Genomic DNA, 20,503 nt, shown 5'->3' with positions numbered 1-20,503 from the left:
TGGCAAAAGGAGCAACGAAGCACTACCCCACGAGGTACGCTTGGTTGCCGCCTATTAGAGCTTATGTCGAAAGCCGGTGGTGCAAAAAAGCTAAGCTACTTTCTTTCCCGATGGTGCTCGCAAGTCGAAGAGCCCGAAGATCTCATCACGGGACAAACCGCCGCCGTGAGCCGGTGTGCCACCCTGGTCCGAGAATAGGGTGTTGAACATTTCGCGTTTCTGATCTAGCACCGCAGCGATTCGTTGCTCGATGGTATTCATCGCCATCATTCGAGTGACCGTGACCGCACCCTTCGCACCGATTCGATGCGCGCGGTTGATCGCTTGGTCTTCGATAGCCGGGTTCCACCATCGGTCAAACAAGAACACGTACTCGCAAAACTGCAGATTCAAGCCCACACTGCCGGCACCGTAGCTCATCAAGATCACACTGCTATTAGGATCATTCTTGAACTGGTCGATGACCCCTTCACGCTTTTTGTGCGGCACCTTGCCGTGATACTCCAGCGGGCCGAAGGGCTCTAACGCTGGACGCATTTTCTCAACCGAATTGACCCACTGGCTAAACACGATCGCCTTCTTACCGGACGCGGCGACCTCTTCCATGTCAGCAACAAGCCGCTCGAGCTTGCTACTGCTGCTGGTCAAAGGATCAAAGTTGCAGATCTGTTTCAAACGCAGCACCAGTTCAAAAACGTGTTGTATCGTCAGATCTTGCTCTAGTTCTTCCAGCCGAATGACCCCCTCATTTTCGGCAGACTCGTAGGTCGCCCATTGTTCGGGAGTGAGGTCCAGCTCAGCATCGCGATACAGCTTAGGTGGCATGTCATCCATCACCATGTCTTTGGTGCGACGAAGGATATAGTCGCGTGCCCGTTTGGCCATGTCAGGCATTGGCATTCCCGTTTTCAAATACCCGGGCGACAAGTAGTCAAAGATACCGACCAAATCATCCGGCGAGTTCTCGACCGGCGTTCCGGTCAACGCCCATGATCGCGTTCGCGGGATCGCGCGAACGATCTCTGATGTGGTGCTATTGCGATTCTTGATTCGCTGCGCTTCGTCGAGCGCGACAAGATCGAAGTGAAGCCCGCTTTCGAGCACCACCTCTTTGTCTCGCATTAGCAATTCGTAGTTCGCAACTTTGACCGGAACCTCGGGACTTCGCCAAGCCAGTTCACGTTTGGCTTGGTTGCCTTCGATTGCCATGACCGGAATTTCCGGCGCCCAAACACTGAACTCTCTCAGCCAATTGCTGACCAGTGGCTTCGGACAAATCAGCAGAATGCTGCGAGCTTCACCACTGCACAACAGTAAGCGAATTGTGCTAATCGCTTGCATCGTTTTGCCCAAGCCCATCTCGTCGGCCAAGACCGCAGCGTAGCGAGGGAACAGGAACGCGATGCCATCGAGTTGGTAGGCGAACGGTTCGAACGGAAAATTCAACTGACCGCTACCGATCAAAAGATCCAACGGCGGTTGAAGCAAATAGTACAAGCGATCTTGTAACTTCACGACATCGTGTGGTGGCTTAACGCGATGCCGAGCAAGCTTTTTGTATCGCTTCTTGATCTGCCGCTTCTCTTCAGCGGTTTGAATCGGCGCTGCCGGTGGCTGCCACTGGTTCGCTTCAGGAAACAAAAAGCCGTTTGCGCGCGCCTGAATCGGTGCCACCTTGATCGGAAGCGATACCGGTTCAATCCGATCGAGCGTTATTTCGTGGGTACCACGGGGAACAAGATCAGCCGCAACCCAACTGTTGGCATGATCGATATCCGCGCTCAGCATCGAGCGATTCACTGACATCGTTAAGCTGCCTTGGTGCGAGAGGCACTATCGAAACTTGGGGAAACAGCGATGGCATCTTTGACTTGTCCGCCATCGCGAGCATTGGCAGCAGCTTCGCGAGCTCGGCTGATTTGAGCCTGAGCTTCCTTAATCGCTTCGCGGATGCGTTCGAAAGGCTCGACGGCATCGGGCAAGTCAACCATCTTAAGGGCAATCGCACGCGCGGCTTCGACCTGCTCCATCGGAACTCGAAGTTCCGAATCAGCAAGCATGACAATGTCCGATCCAATCAACGTATCGTCATCGATGGGACCTTCAGTCGGCTCTGCGGCAGCAACAACTAACGCAATGGGGAATTGAGTCGTTTGACCAATCGCAAGCGCCTCGGGCAGGTCGCAACAAAGCATCGAGATCGGCGTTCTGCTTTTCTTGATCAAAAGCGGTCCGATCACGTCACCGATGAGGTGATCACGAAGAGTTGGCCCGAAGAGGATCTCGTGCGCTCGGGTCGGACGAACTGGTAACGTGCACTGAAACTCAAGAGGCCGACCGCCGCTGTTGAGGATAAGCAACCCGCCGGTCCAGCCGGTGCGTTCGTCTTCGATGACGGTAAGGTAGGCAATTGTGGCATCACTTGCGGCCATGCGGATCCTAAAGAAGGCGAGCGGTGGAAGCGGTTCGAGTTGCTGTCAATTTGCAATGTCGATGAAACAAATTGCCCATCGGTTGATCCCACGTGCATGAAACACACGCCGAAATTTTCTGATGGCGACAACCCGATACGTTCGTCTTCGGCCGATCAGTTATGCGGACTTTAACGGTCGTAACGTGAAGCCTACGAAGTACCAAAGAGCAAGTTAAAAACTGCGGTTTATTCCGAAGTTTCCTACCGTCGAGGACAAAAACCAATTTGCCAAGCTGATTGCTCGACAATCGCTTTTTTCGTTGGTTATACTCGCGTCTGACCCAGCAGCGGTTTCCCGGGCTTTCGCCGCGGACCGCTATTTACTCTTGTATTTACTCTGGCCCAAGTTTGTCCTGATATGTCGTACGATCACGAGCCCGTTTCGCCCATGTTTCGCATCGATGTTTCACCTGAGACCGAAACAACTCCACCGGCGTCCAACGAGCGTCTGACGATCGAGTTGCTGCGTCAAATCGTCGCCGGACAGCATCAGCAAAACAAATTGCTCGAATCGCTGGTCCAGCAAAGCACCGCGGCCAACCAACAACGTGCTCATGAGTTGGAGCAATGGAAGAACGCGAATCCCGAGCTTGCTCAATCGTGCCGACGAGCCGCTGAAACACTTAGCCGCGTGCAAACGGAATTCCTGGGATCTTTGACCGAGGAAATCCAGGACAGCGAAGAGCATCTTATCGAAGGTGACTACATGCTGAACGAATTCGTTGATCGTTTTGGCCCTCGCTTGGCCCATTTAAACGGCGTTCTTCAAGTGCTTGCCCAACTTGGCACGACCGACGCGACGAAGTCTTAGAGAAAGCCGCGATCTTTTCTACGCCGCGGCCTCGAAGTGTTCATGACACTCGGCACGGACATTGGTATCGTAAGGACTGCATATTGTTTTTCAGTCCTCTTTCTCTCAGATGGTTCTCGTGAGCGAAACGATCCAAGTAGAAGTGCCCACCGTTGGCGAATCCATTTCTGAAGTTCAAATCGGCCAATGGCTCAAGTCCGAAGGTGACTGGGTAGAGGCGGGTGAAGACTTGGTTGAGATCGAAACCGAGAAAGCCTCGGTCCAGATCCCTGCCCCCTCGGCGGGAACCTTAACGGGAATCCTGAAGCAAAACGAGGAATTTGCGACGGTGGGCGAGGTGATCGCCAGTATTAAAACCGGTGGTAAGGCCCCAGCGGGCGGCAATTCAGATTCATCCGCCGGTTCGTCGGCATCGGCGTCTGCCCCAAGTCCAGCAGCCGCAGCTCCACCGACCACGAGCGCCAGCGCAGCATCGCCATCATTTTCCGGCGGTCCTAGCTCTGGGAACCAGGGCAATGGGTTCGTGATGCCAGCCGCCAAGCGTTTGCTTGATGAGCATGGATTATCAGTTAGCGAAGTTCCCGCAACTGGCCCCGGCGGACGCTTGCTTAAGGAAGACGTAGTCGCGTTCATTCGCAATCGCCCTCAAGCAGCGCCACCTGCACCAGCGGCCCCCGCACCAGCAACGACCATGTCGGCACCTCGATCGAGCTCGGCCAATCTCGGTTCGTTGATGACCGAAACGCCGCCGCACCGTTCGGAAGAAGTCAAACCACTCAGCATGTTGCGACGGACCATCGCAGCAAGACTAGTGGAAGCTCAGCACACCGCAGCCTTGTTGACGACGTTCAACGAAATCGACATGCAGCCTGTGATGACCATGCGAAACCAATACAAAGATCGCTTCGCGGAAAAACACGGCGTCAAACTGGGCTTCATGTCCTTCTTCGCGAAAGCAGCCGTTGAGGCACTGCGCAAGTTCCCGGCCGTCAACGCAGAGATTCGTGATGGCAACCAGATCTATCACCACTACCAAGACATCGGCATTGCCATTGGCGGCGGAAAGGGGCTTGTTGTTCCCATCCTTCGAAACGTTGAACGCATGAACTTTTCGCAGATCGAGCGTGCTATCGGCGAATACGCAAAGCAAGCCGGTGAAAACCGTTTGCAACCAGAAGATTTGATGGGCGGAACCTTTACGATCAGCAACGGAGGCATCTACGGGTCGCTGTTGTCGACGCCGATCGTCAACCCACCTCAAAGCGGGATCCTTGGCCTGCACTCGATCCAAGAGCGACCGGTCGCCGTGAAGGGTGAAGTCGTGATTCGCCCGATGATGTACGTCGCGTTGACGTACGATCACCGCATCGTCGATGGCCGAGAAGCGGTCGGCTTCTTAAAGACGATTAAGGATGTGATCGAAGAACCAGCGCGATTGTTCTTGGAACTGTAAGTCACGAAGCTGTAAGTTTCGAAATTGTCTTTGAGCGACTGCCTTGGTAGCTGCCAAACCCTAGCCGCAACTCATTGAAACGCTCGGCGACCTTCGCCAGCGGCCTTCCAACGGTCGACTGCGTCTTTGGTGACGAAGGTTTCGCGAACGTCGAGGCGATTGAGCTGAGGTAGTTTACTCAGGTGATCATCAAGGGCCGCGTCACTAATGGACGTTGCCCGCAATCTAAGAACTTGCAAGCCAGTAAGCGTTGACAGTTTCGCGACGCCCGCATCGGTAACCTTGGTGTCATTCAAATCCAGCTCACGGAGATTTGCCATCGGCGCAAGGTACTCGAGAGTCGCATCGGTGACATCGGGATTCCCCATCTGCAAGACAATTGTCTCGGGATGTTGGCGAAGCACATCGTAGCGCGTGCGATCCCAGCCCGTTAGCGTGATATGCTTTTCGCCTTGAACAAGAACGATGCGAGGCCCCAAGTCAACATCGGCAAATCGAGTGTAGAGCGCCGGGGTGGCGATCGCGACTAACCCCAGACACAGCACCAGTATCGGAACGGAGACCCGCGAAAGCTGCCCTTGAAACACTCGGACGAGCGTCCAAAGCACTCCGATGCCGGTCAACGCAAGGCCAAGGTAAAACAGGTATTCAAAGACTAGGTACATGACGTCGCGGCAAGCTTGGTGTATCTAAGGTCAAAGCGTGTTGGTGAGCAGAGTCTTGCAGAGTTTTCCGAGTCCTGGTGCCAACGGCTTTATTATTTCGCACAACGACGCTTCAACGCCAGCAGCGTACAACGAAATAGATACTCTGATATGCCCTTAGACGCTCGGTGATGTTGCTTCTAACGCAATGTCACCTCACTACTACCTTTTGATCACCGACTTGGGTGAACGAATTGTTATTTTGGCTCGTAGCACAGCTACGTTTCCGTTTGCCTTTGTCAAAGATCCGCCTGATGAAAAAACATTCTCTGTCATTCCTGTGTTACTTCGCTATCGCGTTGATGTCGATCACCTTGGGTTGCAGTGCCCCACGAGGACCGATGGCGATCGACCTTGATGCACCGGAAGAGTTCACAACTACCGAATCCGGGCTAAAGTACCGCATCTTGCGAAAGTCGGACGGCCCCAGACCGACGCCTCAGGACGAAGTCGAAGTCGACTATTCGGGCTGGCTGGACAATGGCACGATCTTCGACAGTTCGTACAACAGTCGCAAAACTGCGAAATTTCGACTTGGAAACGTGGTTGCCGGCTGGACCGAGGGCCTGCAATTGATCGGCGAAGGCGGCATGATTGAGCTGGAAATCCCATCAGAACTGGGATACGGCGCTAGCGGCAGCGGGTCGATCCCGCCCAATGCGACGCTGCACTTTAAAGTCGAATTGCACAAGATTCACTGATCAGGGCACGGATTGACATTTGTGAAATCCAACCTATTCTCAGGGCGTCCCCATTCCATTTAGGAACCCGCATTATGCGTCAGCGCAACCTTTCCTCGTCGATCGAGTCGATTATCGACCGCGTCATTGGCAACAGCCAGCCATGACGCGGGGAACGATGGATGGGGCTGGTCGAGAATCGTAGATCGATTTCTCCGCCAGCATTTCAGCGCACCAAAACGCAGAGCCCCCAACATTTGCCCCCGAGTCCTTCAAGGGTTCGGGGGTTTTTTCGTATCACGACTAAGCAATTCGTTTGAGAGTCTAGGCAATTACATGTCTGCTAAAGCAATCCAAATCTACGACACCACTCTCCGAGACGGCTCCCAGGGCGAAGGCGTAAGCTTTTCGTTGCAAGACAAGCTAAGCATCGCTCGGCGGTTGGCAGAAACCGGCATCGACTTCATCGAGGGCGGCTACCCGCTTTCGAACGAAAAGGACGTTGCGTTCTTCGAGCAGATCCGAAAAGACGACCTGGGCGGTTCAAAGATTTGCGCCTTTGGCATGACACGACGTCGTTCGATGAAGGCCGCCGATGATCCCGGCATGCAAGCCCTCGTCGCCGCCCAGACTCCCTGTATCACTTTGGTTGGCAAGACCTGGGACTACCACGCAACCGAAGTGCTGCGAGTATCGCTTGATGAAAACCTTGCCATGATCGGCGAAAGCACCGAGTTCTTGGCTCAAAGCGCTGACGTCATCTACGACGCCGAGCATTTCTTTGATGGTTTCAAGGCCAACCCCGACTATGCCATCGACACGCTCAAGGCCGCCGCATCCGCGGGTGCGAAGTGGTTAGTATTCTGCGACACAAACGGAGGAACCCTCCCGGAAGAAGTTGCCGACATCACCGCCAAAGCAGTCAATTGGTTGTCGGCTTACGGAGTGCAAATCGGCATTCACACTCACAACGATGGCGAGCTTGCCGTCGCGAACTCGCTTGCCGCCGTGGACGCCGGTGCAACCCAGGTTCAAGGCACCATCAACGGCATCGGCGAGCGTTGCGGAAATGCGGACTTGATATCAGTGATGGCAAACCTTGCGATCAAGAAGACCGGCTACACCGTCCTGGACGGTCGTCCTCTAACGTCACTTACCGAGTTGAGTCGCTTCGTTTATGAAACCGCGAACTTGCAATTGAGGGGTGGCCAACCGTTTGTCGGACAGAGCGCGTTTGCACACAAGGGCGGGATGCACGTACACGCCATCAATAAGGCCGCCAGCACATACGAGCACATCGATCCGGCTGTCGTTGGCAACGAACGACGGATCTTGGTCAGTGAATTGTCCGGTCGCAGTAACATTGAAGCGGTCGCGTCACAGCACAACATCGCTGACGACAAAGAACTAATGAATCGAATCCTGGCCGAGGTGGTGAAACGCGAAAACCAGGGCTATCAGTACGAGAATGCGAACGCTTCCTTTAACTTGCTGATCCGGCGACTCTCAGAAACCTATACGCCGCACTTCAATGCGATTAAGTACCGAATCGTTGCGGGCGATCGTGATCGCGCCAATAGCACGGTGTTCGCTGAAGCCGTCATCAAACTTGTCGTAGGCGAAACGCTTTGGTTCGATGCTGCCGAAGGCCATGGCCCCGTCGATGCACTTGATGCGGCACTGCGAAAGGCACTGGTCGACACGTATCCATGCCTCAACGAAATGCGACTGATTGACTACAAGGTCCGTGTGGTTGATAGCGGAGCAGGGACGGCCGCCTCAATTCGCGTGAACATCGAAAGCGGTGACAAGGACGAAACTTGGGGAACGATCGGTGTGAGTGAAAACATCATCGAAGCCAGTTGGCAGGCTCTCAACGACGCCGTTGAGTACAAACTGCATAAAGAAGATCAAAAAAACGCGTAGCCGCACGCGAGTGTGGTTAACGAAAGGTCGCTAGTCTTACCAACCGACGGCGACCCAACCAGGCGCGCTCCAACCAGGCGCGCTCCAACCGGCCGTGCTCCGTTCACTTGTATCACAGCCGCCTGGGATACACCCAACAGCCCCCAATCACGGGCATTTGCCAACTGCACTAGCCATGGGGGTCGTGCGGTTTGGCAACCTGTAACGATTGCGGTTGCGTTGTCGGAGTTAACGCTTGAACCGATCGTTCCGAAGATGGGTCCGGTGCAGCCGCTACCTTCGGTCTGTTCCATGCTTCCGCCTTATCCCGACCGACCATATAGGCCGATTCTCGGGGTATCAATGATTCTTAGCGGCAAGCTTCGGCTTCGCCATGTTGAACCAGAGCGTCTGCATGAAGAAGATTCCTAACCAATCGGCCATCAACGACGGCGTTACCGCTGTCGATCAGGCCGTCGCGATGGAGCAAGAAGTTTCTGCGTCGAATAGCTTTGGCAACTTGCTGACTCATCACGCCCCTGCTGTCATCTGGATTTTGGTCGCTTGGATTGTTGGTACTTTGATTCTTGAACTCAATGCGACGGGTGCCGAGCCATATAACTTCGCCCCGATTTCGCAGCAGTGGCAGCAAATCGAGAACGATTCCGCGATCACTCATTCAGGCATTGTGGCTTTCGAACGAATCGAACGAGAAAGCAGATTGCGGCCTGTTTTCGAGGCCATGATCGCTCAATCGCATGCGGAACAGTCAAAGCTAGCTGCCGCCAAAGAGAAGGCAGCCACCGAAGCCAAAGAGCTTGCGTTGTCCAAGCAACGTTCGTCTCGACGCGAAACCGAAGCTACCGACATCTCACAATCGACTGTTGCCGCAACTGCGGTTGCCAAATCGAGTGAATCCCAATCAAGTAAGTCAAAAACCACAATCGCGAAGTCTGAACCAAAGGCGTCCGAAGCGATTGCCTCGTCGACCTCGCAGCTTGCATCGAACGCCACCGTCAATCGAGATGCAGATCCGGCAAACGACTCCCAAGCCTTTCCTCAGTTTGTGCAACAAGTCGTTCACAGCTTCCAAGAGTTGATGGGGCCGGTAAACGTTGCTCCAATCCCAACCGAACACGACGATTCACCACAGCGGCCTGCAGTTGCAGCGGAGTCATCCGAAGCGACATCTCAGCTCCGTCGAACCGCTGACAGTGCGAATGAAGTAAATTCAACGACACCAGCTCAACCAGTCGTACCGGGCACCAACGCAGCGACTAGCTTCGTTGACTCAAACATGGATCGCGATCGTGCGTCCAACGAAACCGTGTCCGATCCGGTGCCGTCGGCCGACGCCAAGATCATACGAGTCGCAGCAAAACCCGTTATGGTCCCCGAAGCAACCGTCTCAGTTGCCAAGCCTACGGCGACAAACGAATCTTCAATCGAGATGGTGGCCGAAACGGCGAATGAAGTGAGAACGCTGGGAGCACCTACAAACAAGGTCGAAGACGATTCTGATGCCGATTCGGAACCAAGCGTTGGCGAAGAGGAAGAGCACATTGCGGCTCGCTGGCCAATCCTTGGCGCTGCTACCGTTGCAACTACTCAGAAAGTCACACTGAACGTCGACAAGGCGGATGTGCGAGGAGTACTTGAGATGCTCGCTCGCGGTTACCAGATGAACATTCTGGTTTCCCCAGAAGTCAACGGTACCGTCACCGCCAATGTCGAAGGTCTTTCACCGGAACAAACGCTCGACGGCATCGTCAAGATGTGCAACCTGAACGTTCAACGGGATGGTGATTTGATCTACGTTTACCCGGACACCAACTTGCCCGCCGACGCTCGACAACTGCAAGTATTCCCACTCGACTTCGCACGTGCCGAGGCCCTTGAACAGGTGGTTCAAGGACTGCTTTCGCCAGTCGGAAATGCATACGTCAATAAGATTAGCGACCAAGACAATCGCCAAACCCGAGAATCGTTGGTCGTCGTGGACATCCCGGCCGTGCTGAGCCAAGTCGAACAGTACGTTTTCCAAGCCGATCAGGCTCCTCGCCAAGTGATGATTGAAGCCAGCATCTTAGAAGTGGAGTTGAAAGACGACATGATGCACGGGCTCAACTTTGATTCGGTTCTAGGTGGCGACTTGAAGGTTGGCTCATTTGGACTCGCCGATCCAATCGCAAGCAAGAACAATCCGCTCTTCTTTGCTCAAGTGGACGGCAGCAAAGTTTCGGCCTTGCTTGACTTCATCGAGACCACAACCGATTCAAAAACGTTGGCCAATCCACGCGTGCAAGTCATCAATGGCCAAGTCGCGAAAATCCAGGTCGGCCAACAACTCGGCTTCACCGTTGCGACCGTGACCCAAACCGCCACCATCCAGGACGTCCAGTTCTTGGAAACCGGTGTCGTGCTTAGCGTGACCCCGACCATTAGCCGCGACAATCGAATTTTGATGCAGGTAAAACCCGAAGTTAGCGATGGAAAAATTAATCCAGATACACTGCTGCCCGAAGAGGTTACTCGCGAAGTAGAAACTTCCGTGCTACTCGACGACCATCAAGGCGTGGTAATCGGGGGACTGATCCAAGAAAAGGACAGCACCATCATTCGCAAGTTGCCCTGGCTCGGCGATGTGAAGTACATCGGCAAGCTGTTTCAAAGAAGAGAAACCGAACGCAACCGTACTGAAATCATCGTCGCGCTGACCTGCCACATCATTGAACCAACGTGCTATTGCGATCGTGAAGCAATCAATGTCGAACGAGCAACACAGCCACTCTTTGAGGGCTTATTGCAACGAACATGCCGACCTTGGGAACCTCGCATGCCTGACCAAGTGGGTAGCGAGCGGCACCTGGATGTAAACCAAGTCAACCGGCGAATCCCTTAACGGACCGCCAAACCGAAAACGCACTCGAAATGAGTTCTTACGGGACGGAACTTGTTTCGAAAGGCGTGCTCACTTCGCCGTTCTCCTCCGCGGTTTACTTCGCTAAACCAAACCTCGGGGGAGAGGGGCGTGACATGAGCTTTGTCGCAGTCACGATGGGATGGAACTCCGCTCGTTAGAAGCATCTTTCTAGGAAGGTGCGATACGATTCCGGGACGCCACCCATCACTTACTTGCATCAAGGACTTCAAGAACGGATCGTGCGTAGTCCCGAATCTACACACTAACCTCACTTCAAAACTTCATACCCATTGTCGTTACCTGGGCTCACATTTGCCCAATAGTGAGTGGCAATCCGAAAAGGATGCCGAACATTGCCATTGGTAATCCAACCTAGTGGACCACCCCAAGCGGCGAAAACTTAGGTGGTCGCGTCAAACTGGCTTGGTGGACGATAAGGATTGGAATCCGTCGAATCGTGATCGCTTGAGTAGCCATTCCAGATTTGGCCAAATCCATTTTCACCCAAAGCCGTCGATGCAGCGCGGATAAGCTCGGCTCGCATCATCATCGAATCCAAATCGAGGATGCCAACGAGTTGATAAGTTTGATTGATCACTGGAACTTGACGATGGTGCTTATCGAGCGTTCCAAGAACTTCATCAAGCAGTGCTGATTGCAAGATCGGGAAGGCTGACTTTCCATGATCAACTAATTCACCCGCTGTGGCCCCCGGGTCGACTCCTTGTCGCATGTATCGCTGTAGATCTGAAATCGACAGCATTCCCACCACTGTCCCGGCGATTGAAATCACTGGCACCGACGTTAGGCTGCTTGATCGCATTGTCTTGATGACATCGACAACGGGCATGTTCATGGACACCCATGGGGTGTTTTCGATCATGACTTCACCGACCGTCAATCCTCTTACGGTCTCCATCACGTTCACTTGGCGGGCTTCGGCCATGCCGGCGTAGGCGATGAACGCGGCAATGAACAATGGAAACAAGCTAGGTGGACTGCTGCGTAGCGCTAGCATTGCCATGATGGCGGCACAAACCAATCCGACTCGCGAGGCAATGAAGGTCGCTCGGCGGTAGTCCATGAACATCGCCATGATGGACCGAAACACGCGACCTCCATCCATCGGAAACGCCGGGATCATATTGAAAACGACTAACATCACATTCACAAACAGCAACAACAGACCGAACCCAATCCATGACGGTTGAGAAAGCAGGTCCATGATCATCATCAAAGTTTCGTCGGTGATCGGTCCTTCGAGGAACAAGGCGTTCACGTAGGTGCCAATCGCACTGAAGATTTCGGGATCAATCGTCAGTGCCAAAAACACGCCCAGGACAATTGCGATGACAACGTTGACAGCCGGCCCTGCAACGGCCACAACCAACTCTTGCCACGGAATCCTAGGCATCTTTTTTAGCCGGGCCACGCCGCCAATTGGCAATAGCGTGATATCCGCAGTACCGATGCCAAAACGGCGTGCGGCAATGGCATGGCCATACTCGTGCAACGTCACGCAGAAAAAGACACCAAAGAGTTGGGCGATCGAGAATCCAACGCCCGCCCACCCCAGATCCAACGAGGTTAGGCCCACGTACAAGACGGCAAGGGCGAATGACCAATGCACGTACAACGGAATGCCCGCATAGGTGCCCAGCGAGAGGCGTCGAGATAGTAGACTTTCGGGCAATTCGCCTCTCCGTCAAAATGGGATCGTTAATGCACACGGTAACCGATCCAAAGCGATCGTCGAACCAGTGCGGAATTTCGTATTTTGACCGTTTTTGTCTCCTTTGCCCCCAACCGATCAAACGCATGCTACGTCACAAACTCATTCATCCCCAAATCAACGCTATTCTTGGTGGAGCAGGTCATCACAGCACCGTCCTGATCGCTGATGGAAATTATCCTGCGGCCACCAAGCGAGGCCCTCTGTCGACTCTGGTTAGCCTCAATTTGATGCCTGGTGTGCCCACCTGCGATCAAGTGCTCGAAGCACTGCTATCTGCCATTCCAGTCGAAGAGATTCGAACCATGGAAACGGAAACCGATGGGCCGTACGCGCTTGACGGTGATCCACCGGTTTGGGATGACTATCGCAAAACGATCAAGGCCAGTGGAATTGATGTGGAATTGCAACCCACCGACAAATGGAAGTTCTACGAGGCGGTCAGCACCAATGATCACGTGCTCACCATCCAAACCGCTGACCAACAACGCTACGCCAACATCTTGCTGACCATCGGCGTGCGGATGGACTAGCGAGCATGGTCTTCTTTGCGAATCGACGCGCAAACCAATTCCGTATCGCTGCGTGCGTAAACCAAACCATCAGCGATTGCGGGATGCGACCACACAACGCCATCACGGCGGTTGAGTTGCAACTTCGTCGGCTTGATCAGAGCGGCGCGGTCAAATTCCTTGTAACCTTCAGGCGTCAGTGATGCCAGAATCAAATGCCCTTGGTCGTTCAGCATGATCTCATTGTGGCCATGCTGAATGGTGTGAATGGTTGCCCAACGTGACCGCTTTACCGCTTGGTCAGATTCCCAAACACGATCGCCAGTCTTCAGGTCGAGGCAACGGAGTTCACCATAGCTATCGACCCCGTAGACGAAATCTCCTTTGATCAGCGGCCCGCTAATCATGCAGTGCAGGGCATCGGTATTCTTCTCGTCGATACCAACTCGATGCCAAAGTCGCTTGGCACTAAGTGACTTTGAATCAAACTCGATTAGCAGCGATCCATCGTAGAAAGACGAAACGAAAATTTTGTTGCCTTCGACTGCGGGCGTAGGAACACCAATGGGCATGTTGCGAGGCGGATAGTCGACTCGCCAGTGTACGTTTCCTGTTTCAGGATCCAAACCTGATACGCTCTCGCCGGTGTAACACACCACCACTTTTTGTCCTGCTTGCTCAATTACGATCGGCGATGAATATCCGGCTCGCTCGTCAATGGAGTGCCACTTGCGTTCCCCGGTGTTCAAGTCGAAAGCCATCACGCATTGATCGTTCTGACCCGCCGCAATCTGGATGACCAATCCGCTAACCACCAACGGCGATCCAGCGATTCCCCAAATTGGCATCCGCACTCCGTATTCGTTTGCCAAATCATGCTGCCAAAGAATATCACCCGTAGCCGCATCGAAACAAAAGAGGTGTCCCATCGCGCCAACGGATATTGCCTTGCCCTCGTGCACCGTGACGGCAGCACGCGGGCCCGCACGATATCCAATTTGATAGACCGAATCGTACTGGTGCTTCCAAATCAATTGACCGTCTTTGGCGTCGAAGCAAAGCACACGCTCGATCTCGTTTTCCGAGTCGGGTAAACCTCGATCGGTCACATACACCCGTCCGGCCGCCACCGTTGGACCGCTATACCCGGCCCCAATGTCAACCTTCCATCTCCGAGGCAAAATCTGATCGGAGAACTGATCGGTGATATTGGTATCGGTAATCGCAGCATCTCGATTCACACCACGCCATTGCGGCCAATCTTCAGCCGGGGCAAACGAAAACCAGCCCAACCCCAGCACTACACAAACGAGATATTGAAGTCGGTTTAGCGTACAAGCTGACATGCGATCTACTGCAATGAAGGACTGATAGAAACTAAGCATTTGCGTCCGATGGATGCACATACGGTGCGCGATAATCTCGCTTGAACAAAGCGGTCGCTTCCTCATCACCAACCGCGGTGTGAGTCTTCGGATCAAATTCGATGGTCCGACCTATCTTCATCGCGATGTTCGCCATGAAGCACGAAGCACTACTGATGTGAGCCTGTTCAATGTCGGCGATCGGAAGTGACCGATCATCGATCGCAGCTAAGAAGTTTCGCATGTGCTGCCGAATGGCAGACTGAACTTTCAACTCAGCACGCCACTTTTTGACGTCCTCTTCGTCCGATGGATACTTGTCAAGTTCCACCACGGCATTTGCTTCGATTGCTTTGCCACCCCCGCGCGGTGTGAAGCGATACTTGTCGACACTTAACTTCAATGTGCCCTTGGTACCGTAGATGACTCCTGCCCAGGGAAACTCGGGATCCGGTGCGTCGCCCCAACTGCGATGAGTCCAAGCGACATCCAAATCGTCGAATTCGTAAAGAGCGTTTTGAGTGTCGGTAATATTTGCGAGCGATTCGGTATCCACGAAAATGCCTCCCGAACTGCTAATTCGCTTGGGCCAACCCAGCCCGAGTTGCCAGCGGATCATATCAAGCATGTGCACACACATATCGCCAACGATCCCGTTGCCATACTCCATGAAGGCTCGCCAAGAACGTGGATGAACCAACTCGGTGTAAGGACGCATCGGCGCCGGTCCTGTCCATGCTTCGTAATCGAAGTAGTCAGGCGGCTGAATCGCCGGTGGATGAGCTTTAGCCCGCATGTGGTAGTAACAGCAAGCTTCCGCGTGCGCGATATCCCCCAGCAAGCCCGCATCGACAATCTTCTCTTTTGCTTCCATCAAGTGCGGCGTGCTGCGACGTTGAGTCCCCACCTGCACGATACGTCCGGTGCGGCGTGCTGCATCCAACATGGCCTTGCTCTCGAGCACGTCCACGCCCGTGGGCTTTTGAACATAAACATCGGCCCCGGATTCGACAGCGGCGATCATTGGAAGTGCATGCCAGTGATCAGGTGTGCCGATCAGGACAATGTCCAAATCCTTCTCGGCCAACAATTCGCGGTAGTCGCTATAAACGCGAGGCCGCTTCTTGGAAACTTGTCGACCTTCGACCAAGTCAGCAGCTTCGCTAAGCAGATTGTTGTCTACGTCGCAGAGCGACACCACTTCAATGGGTTCGACCGCCATCAATCCCAACAGGTCGAGCTTGCCGTACCAACCGCAACCAATCAATCCGACGCGTCGTGGTTTATTCCCCGGCGCGGCGTAAGCGTAGTTTTGAACTTGGCTTTGAACGGCGGCCGCAGTGACGGTGGCAGCGGTGCAGTTGCGAATAAAGTTGCGGCGGTCCATGGAACAATCGACCTCAATGAGTGCGGGGTGCGTGAGAGACTACCCCAAAATGATACTCGGTCGAGCCATCGTTAGCACCCAAGTAGACATCTCTGTCTAGACGCTAAGCCCCGGGACCTCGTCCAACGACACATCCAGCACCGAAAGCGACAAAATTCAAAGCAGCGAGGCAAGGAAAGCCACCGAAGCGAGGCTGGGCGAATGTTGCAGTGCATGGGCACCGGCCTGGGCCACCGTTCGCAATTTCCCCCCAGCGATCGTGAGCCAGAATCAGCTTGCATATTCCGCTAGTCGATTGTTCCGGGTCCATCGTCAATCGTGCCCGCGGGAAGGTTGACAACCAATCGGGCTCCGCCCTTAGGGCTATCGGTCACAACAATATCGCCATTGAAGCGGCGAACGATTCGCTTGACGAGAGCCAATCCTAAACCGGTGCCCTGACCGCGTGCATTGTCCAGACGAACGAAAGGCTCGAAGACTCGTATCCGATCAGCCTCAGCGACGCCTGCGCCATCATCGTCGACGAAGATCCTGACCTGATTCGACAACGTCTCGTTGGCCGCATCGCAGGGGGGCGTGATTTCAGCGGTAACCGTCACGCATTGCTTGGCATGCCTTCCGGCATTGTGCAAGACATTACCAAGTGCACGAATCAAGAGCCGTCGATTGCCCATGACACCAACGGACTGCTCGACTTGGTTCTCGAAACAGATGTCTGGATAAAGCGAACGATTTACTTCAACCCATTCATCAAGCAAGTCACTTAGCTCGATCGCATGACGATCGTCCATGCCATACTCGTTGGCACCCTTTGAGTTGGTTGTAGAATCCAGACGAATGAACGTCAGCAGTTCTTCTACCAGTTCGTCGAGTTGTTTCGTTGCATCGTCGATCGCGTTCAAACGTCTCTTACGATCGTCACCAGATTCGGCCTCCCCTAGCAACTCGGTTGCAAAACGAATTCGTGCTAGCGGCGTGCGAAGTTCATGCGATACCGATTGCAGGAGATCACGTTGCGACTGAAGCAAGTTTTGCATTCGATCAGCCATCGAGTTGAACGCCCCAGCGATCGGCAAACTACGGCGAAAGCGACCGCTCTCGATTCTGGCAGAGAAGTCTCCCTCGGAAATGGCTGAGGCTGCGCGTTCAACGCTGCGAAGCTGGATCACCACCGGGCGTAGCAAGATGGCAATCGCGAGGGCGGCAAGCAACAAGACTGTTCCTAGACCGATCGAAACCCAAGGCTGACTGGGGCCAGGAAACTTTGGCAACGGACCAAATACCATCCATTGACCAGTATCGGGCATGTCAACGATGACCACATTTGCCCAAAAAACAGCTTTCTCAGCCTGCAGTCGCTGGGGACCATCGGGTGGCAAACCGACAAAACCTTTTTTCCGGATTGTGATCGGAAAATCAAAACGTCGTTGAATGTCAATGAGAACTTGAGCACGTTCGTGCGGTGGTGCTGACATCAACTCGTCCCGAGCTAGTCGCGCGCCCCCGCCAAGCGCTTCTTCGATCGTCTTAATGTTCTCCTTTTCATTCGAGCGCGAGTAAACGTACGCTTGGATAAACCATGCAGCGATCAAAATGATGAGGACGCCGATATAGAACCGCAAGAACAAACGCGTCATGCTTGTCGCGCCAACATGTACCCCACTCCACGGACTGACTTGATTCGATCGGGTTGATGCGGATCATCGCCAATTTTCTTGCGTAGTCGCGATACTCGTAAGTCAATCGAACGATCAAGTCCGTCGTACGGCATTCCTAACAACGCCTGATAAATCTCACTTCGCCCGATTACCTTGCCGGCTCCTTGAGCCAAGTAAAACATTAAATCGAACTCGGCTGTGGTGAGGTGCACGTCGACGCCATCGACTTTGACGACCCGGCTAGCCGGATCAATCTCGATTCCATCGATTGAGATGACCGCGCCGTCACTTGTTTCATGAGGTTCGCCGCGACGAAGATGCAACTTAATGCGAGCCAACAGCGCCTTTGGCCGCACCGGCTTTGCCATGTAGTCATCCGCGCCAACCTCGAGCGCGATCACTTCGTCCACCTCTTCGCCTCGCGCGGTTAAGACGAGGATTGGACCTTCAAAATCGGAACGTACCGTTCGGCAAACTTGGATGCCATCCATTCCCGGTAATCCAATGTCCAAAATGATCGCGTCAAACGATTCGGTAAGGATCCGCTGAACTGCTTTTGCACCGTTGTATTCGATCGTAACGTCGTAGGACTCGCTACGAAGAAAATCGGCCACCATTGACGCAAGTTCAGCGTCATCTTCGACAAGCATGATTTTTTGCATTGCTTCATTATCCTCAACGGCCGCCGGACGAATATCCCCGTTACAGAACGAGACGAAGAGAAAAGGCTGCAAATGGAACCAAGAATGCTATGCGGCCAGCGAATCACTAGAGAAACACAAAAGCAAAAAGTTTTGCTTGAACCAGAACCTTCATCCGAGGCCATGGTTGAATTTTAAGGGCAACACGCACGGCAATTACACGAAAGAATGACGATGGAAACGATTACGATTTCGTGCCAACAAGGGCATAAATTTCTCGCCAGAGAGCAGCATTTTGGAAAGACTGTACTTTGCCCGAGCTGCAGAAGCAAAGTCGAGGTGGTCGACCCGAACGCCGCCAGCAAAACAGTGCACCGGGACCCGCTTTCGGAATCGGGCGTCATGCGAATTTTGGGCGACCTCGAACCGCTGCCCCCACCACCAAGAATGAACCACGCGAACTTGTTGCGACCTTGCCCACGGTGCAAGGCAAGCATTTCCATTGCAGTGAGCGTTTGCCAGAGTTGCAAATGCTATGTGGGCTCGGCTCCGGATTATTTGAAAAAGCTGAGTGGCGAAGCCAGCTAGCAAGATTGCTATTTCAGCGGAACGGCCTGTTCCCCTATCAGTTCCGCCCCTTCGAAGGGGATGCAAGCCGAGGCCTACCCGATAGGACAGGTTTGCCGGTGCATTTGGATTCACTCGGCGGTGTGGCGTGGTGAGTGCAACTTGATGAGTGCTTTGGCGAAGCGATGTTAGCCGATAGACTAGGGGCGTTCGACGTTCCTTTCACTCGCATCGCTAGAGTTCGACACTTGTCCCTTGCAAATTCCCATGACGTTGGTCCTCGCAGTGCCGAGGCATTTTCCCGCGCCCATCGCTTAATGCCAGGTGGCGTCAATAGTCCTGCTCGAGCGTTCGGCGCCGTTGGCGGAACACCTTTGTTTATCGAACGGGCCGAAGGTCCTTACCTGTTCGACATCGATGGGCGGCGGTTTATCGACTACATCGGATCTTGGGGACCAATGATTCTGGGTCACGCACATCCCGAGGTCATCGAAGCGATCACCAAAGCGGCACAGCGTGGTACCAGTTATGGCGCCCCCACCGAAGCCGAATCTCGACTGGCCGAGCAAATCATTGAAGCGGTGCCAAGCGTAGAGAAAGTTCGGTTGGTCAATAGCGGCACCGAAGCAACCATGAGTGCTATCCGTGTTGCCCGAGGCGCAACGGGCCGCGATAAGATCATTAAATTTTCAGGCAACTATCACGGTCATGTCGATAGCCTGCTTGTTGCCGCCGGAAGTGCCGCCGCGACATTGGGAGTGCCCGATTCACCGGGCGTGACCAAAGGTGCCGGTAAAGACACAATCGTGCTTCGATACAACGACGTCGCAGGTGTGAAAGCAGCCTTCGCGAAACACCCGGGTGAAATAGCGGCCGTCATTTTAGAGCCTGTGGTCGGCAACATGGGGTGTGTTGCCGGGTCGCCAGAGTTCCTGCAAACGCTTCGCGATGAAACCACTCGCGACGGTTCAATCTTGATTTTCGACGAAGTCATGACGGGTTTCCGACTGGCATTCGGAGGCGCACAGGAGCGATTCGGAGTCACTCCCGACATGACAACGCTTGGCAAAATTGTCGGGGGCGGCATGCCACTGGGTGCTTATGGCGGCCGCGCCGACATCATGGACCAAGTCTTACCAGCGGGCAAAGTGTTTCAAGCGGGAACACTAAGCGGCAACCCGGTTGCCGTAGCGGCGGGTAGCAAGACGCTGGAAATCTTACGAAACGACCCGCCCTATGAGTACCTAGAGAATCTAGGAATTCGATTGGCCCAAGGACTTGATCAAGCTGCCTTTGATGCGGGGATTGATTATCAGGTGCAGGCCGTAGGTAGCATGATGACGCTGTTCTTCAATACCGATCCAGTCAACGAGTGGGCGGATGCAGACCAATCGGATCGCGAAGCGTTCGGTAGATACTTCTGGGGCCTGATCAGCAAGGGCGTTTACATGCCTTGCAGCCAATTCGAAGCTTTATTCTTTGGCCGCACTCACACCGAGGCCATGATCGACGAAACGATCGACGCGGCCAAGAGCGTGCTGGCATCATTCGCTTAACGCTGCAGCCCTCATAGTCGTTGTAATCCGATGCTGACTGAGGCCAAACTTTGTTGCATCGGTGCGCCTGTATCGAAAAATCGACATAGGTTTCAGTGCTGTCAGTGACGTTGCGCACTGAAACTCAGCGGTGTTGG

Annotated in this window: 15 protein-coding genes; 7 read left to right on the top strand and 8 right to left on the bottom strand. The window is 54.0% G+C overall.

Annotated features, from left to right (window positions below; translation table 11 throughout):
• Positions 1–90 precede the first annotated feature (90 nt).
• Together Pla22_RS09510 and Pla22_RS09505 are read right to left on the bottom strand one after the other, a co-directional pair.
• Positions 91–1,806 (bottom strand): DEAD/DEAH box helicase, encoded by a 1,716-nt coding sequence (locus Pla22_RS09510; protein ID WP_242631902.1) that lies wholly within the window; start codon positions 1,804–1,806, stop codon positions 91–93.
• Positions 1,807–1,808: 2 nt separating this feature from the next.
• Positions 1,809–2,432, bottom strand: a complete 624-nt coding sequence (locus Pla22_RS09505) for a hypothetical protein (protein WP_207310321.1) — start codon at positions 2,430–2,432, stop codon at positions 1,809–1,811.
• Between the two features lie 399 nt (positions 2,433–2,831).
• Here Pla22_RS09505 and Pla22_RS09500 point away from each other — a divergent pair, with 399 nt between their 5' ends.
• Together Pla22_RS09500 and odhB are read left to right on the top strand one after the other, a co-directional pair.
• The gene (locus Pla22_RS09500; protein ID WP_146514400.1) at positions 2,832–3,284 is read left to right on the top strand and encodes a hypothetical protein; all 453 of its coding nucleotides are present in this window, start codon (positions 2,832–2,834) and stop codon (positions 3,282–3,284) included.
• A gap of 118 nt (positions 3,285–3,402) precedes the next feature.
• Positions 3,403–4,737, top strand: a complete 1,335-nt coding sequence (gene odhB / locus Pla22_RS09495) for a 2-oxoglutarate dehydrogenase complex dihydrolipoyllysine-residue succinyltransferase (RefSeq protein ID WP_146514399.1) — start codon at positions 3,403–3,405, stop codon at positions 4,735–4,737.
• 71 nt (positions 4,738–4,808) lie between these two features.
• Here odhB and Pla22_RS09490 read toward each other — a convergent pair whose 3' ends face one another.
• Positions 4,809–5,402: a hypothetical protein gene (locus Pla22_RS09490; RefSeq protein ID WP_146514398.1), complete on the bottom strand. Its 594-nt coding sequence runs from the start codon at positions 5,400–5,402 to the stop codon at positions 4,809–4,811.
• Between the two features lie 293 nt (positions 5,403–5,695).
• Here Pla22_RS09490 and Pla22_RS09485 point away from each other — a divergent pair, with 293 nt between their 5' ends.
• The 3 genes from Pla22_RS09485 (at position 5,696) to Pla22_RS09475 (ending at position 10,928) form a co-directional block, all read left to right on the top strand.
• Entirely contained in the window at positions 5,696–6,142 is a 447-nt protein-coding gene (locus Pla22_RS09485; protein ID WP_146514397.1) for an FKBP-type peptidyl-prolyl cis-trans isomerase, read from the top strand.
• A 315-nt stretch (positions 6,143–6,457) separates the two neighbouring features.
• Entirely contained in the window at positions 6,458–8,047 is a 1,590-nt protein-coding gene (cimA, locus tag Pla22_RS09480; RefSeq protein WP_146514396.1) for a citramalate synthase, read from the top strand.
• A gap of 394 nt (positions 8,048–8,441) precedes the next feature.
• Positions 8,442–10,928, top strand: a complete 2,487-nt coding sequence (locus Pla22_RS09475; RefSeq protein ID WP_165440580.1) for a type II secretion system protein GspD — start codon at positions 8,442–8,444, stop codon at positions 10,926–10,928.
• A 421-nt stretch (positions 10,929–11,349) separates the two neighbouring features.
• Here Pla22_RS09475 and Pla22_RS09470 read toward each other — a convergent pair whose 3' ends face one another.
• A complete protein-coding gene (locus Pla22_RS09470) occupies positions 11,350–12,642 on the bottom strand; it encodes a site-2 protease family protein (RefSeq protein ID WP_146514394.1) in 1,293 nt (430 codons plus the stop codon).
• 125 nt (positions 12,643–12,767) lie between these two features.
• Between Pla22_RS09470 and Pla22_RS09465 the strand changes: the two genes are divergently transcribed.
• Complete coding sequence (locus Pla22_RS09465) at positions 12,768–13,214, top strand: RbsD/FucU family protein (protein WP_146514393.1); 447 nt, start codon at positions 12,768–12,770, stop codon at positions 13,212–13,214.
• Here Pla22_RS09465 and Pla22_RS09460 read toward each other — a convergent pair.
• The 4 genes from Pla22_RS09460 to Pla22_RS09445 form a co-directional block, all read right to left on the bottom strand.
• The gene (locus Pla22_RS09460) at positions 13,211–14,539 is read right to left on the bottom strand and encodes an outer membrane protein assembly factor BamB family protein (protein WP_146514392.1); all 1,329 of its coding nucleotides are present in this window, start codon (positions 14,537–14,539) and stop codon (positions 13,211–13,213) included. The genes Pla22_RS09465 and Pla22_RS09460 overlap by 4 nt on opposite strands.
• A 31-nt stretch (positions 14,540–14,570) precedes the next feature.
• On the bottom strand, positions 14,571–15,944 hold the full coding sequence (locus tag Pla22_RS09455) for a Gfo/Idh/MocA family protein (RefSeq protein ID WP_146514391.1): 1,374 nt from the start codon (positions 15,942–15,944) through the stop codon (positions 14,571–14,573).
• A gap of 287 nt (positions 15,945–16,231) precedes the next feature.
• Positions 16,232–17,581, bottom strand: a complete 1,350-nt coding sequence (locus Pla22_RS09450) for an ATP-binding protein (RefSeq protein ID WP_146514390.1) — start codon at positions 17,579–17,581, stop codon at positions 16,232–16,234.
• Positions 17,578–18,264 (bottom strand): response regulator transcription factor, encoded by a 687-nt coding sequence (locus tag Pla22_RS09445; RefSeq protein WP_146514389.1) that lies wholly within the window; start codon positions 18,262–18,264, stop codon positions 17,578–17,580. The genes Pla22_RS09450 and Pla22_RS09445 overlap by 4 nt, the downstream gene beginning before the upstream one ends.
• Positions 18,265–19,058: 794 nt before the next feature.
• On the opposite strand from Pla22_RS09445, the gene hemL reads away from it, so the two are divergent.
• Entirely contained in the window at positions 19,059–20,366 is a 1,308-nt protein-coding gene (hemL, locus tag Pla22_RS09440) for a glutamate-1-semialdehyde 2,1-aminomutase (protein WP_261343135.1), read from the top strand.
• Positions 20,367–20,503: the final 137 nt, after the last annotated feature.

It is taken from the genome of Rubripirellula amarantea (genome assembly GCF_007859865.1).
Lineage (GTDB): Bacteria > Planctomycetota > Planctomycetia > Pirellulales > Pirellulaceae > Rubripirellula > Rubripirellula amarantea.
The sequence above is the reverse complement of the archived record's forward strand: the minus strand, read 5'-3'. Positions and strand labels throughout refer to the sequence as shown.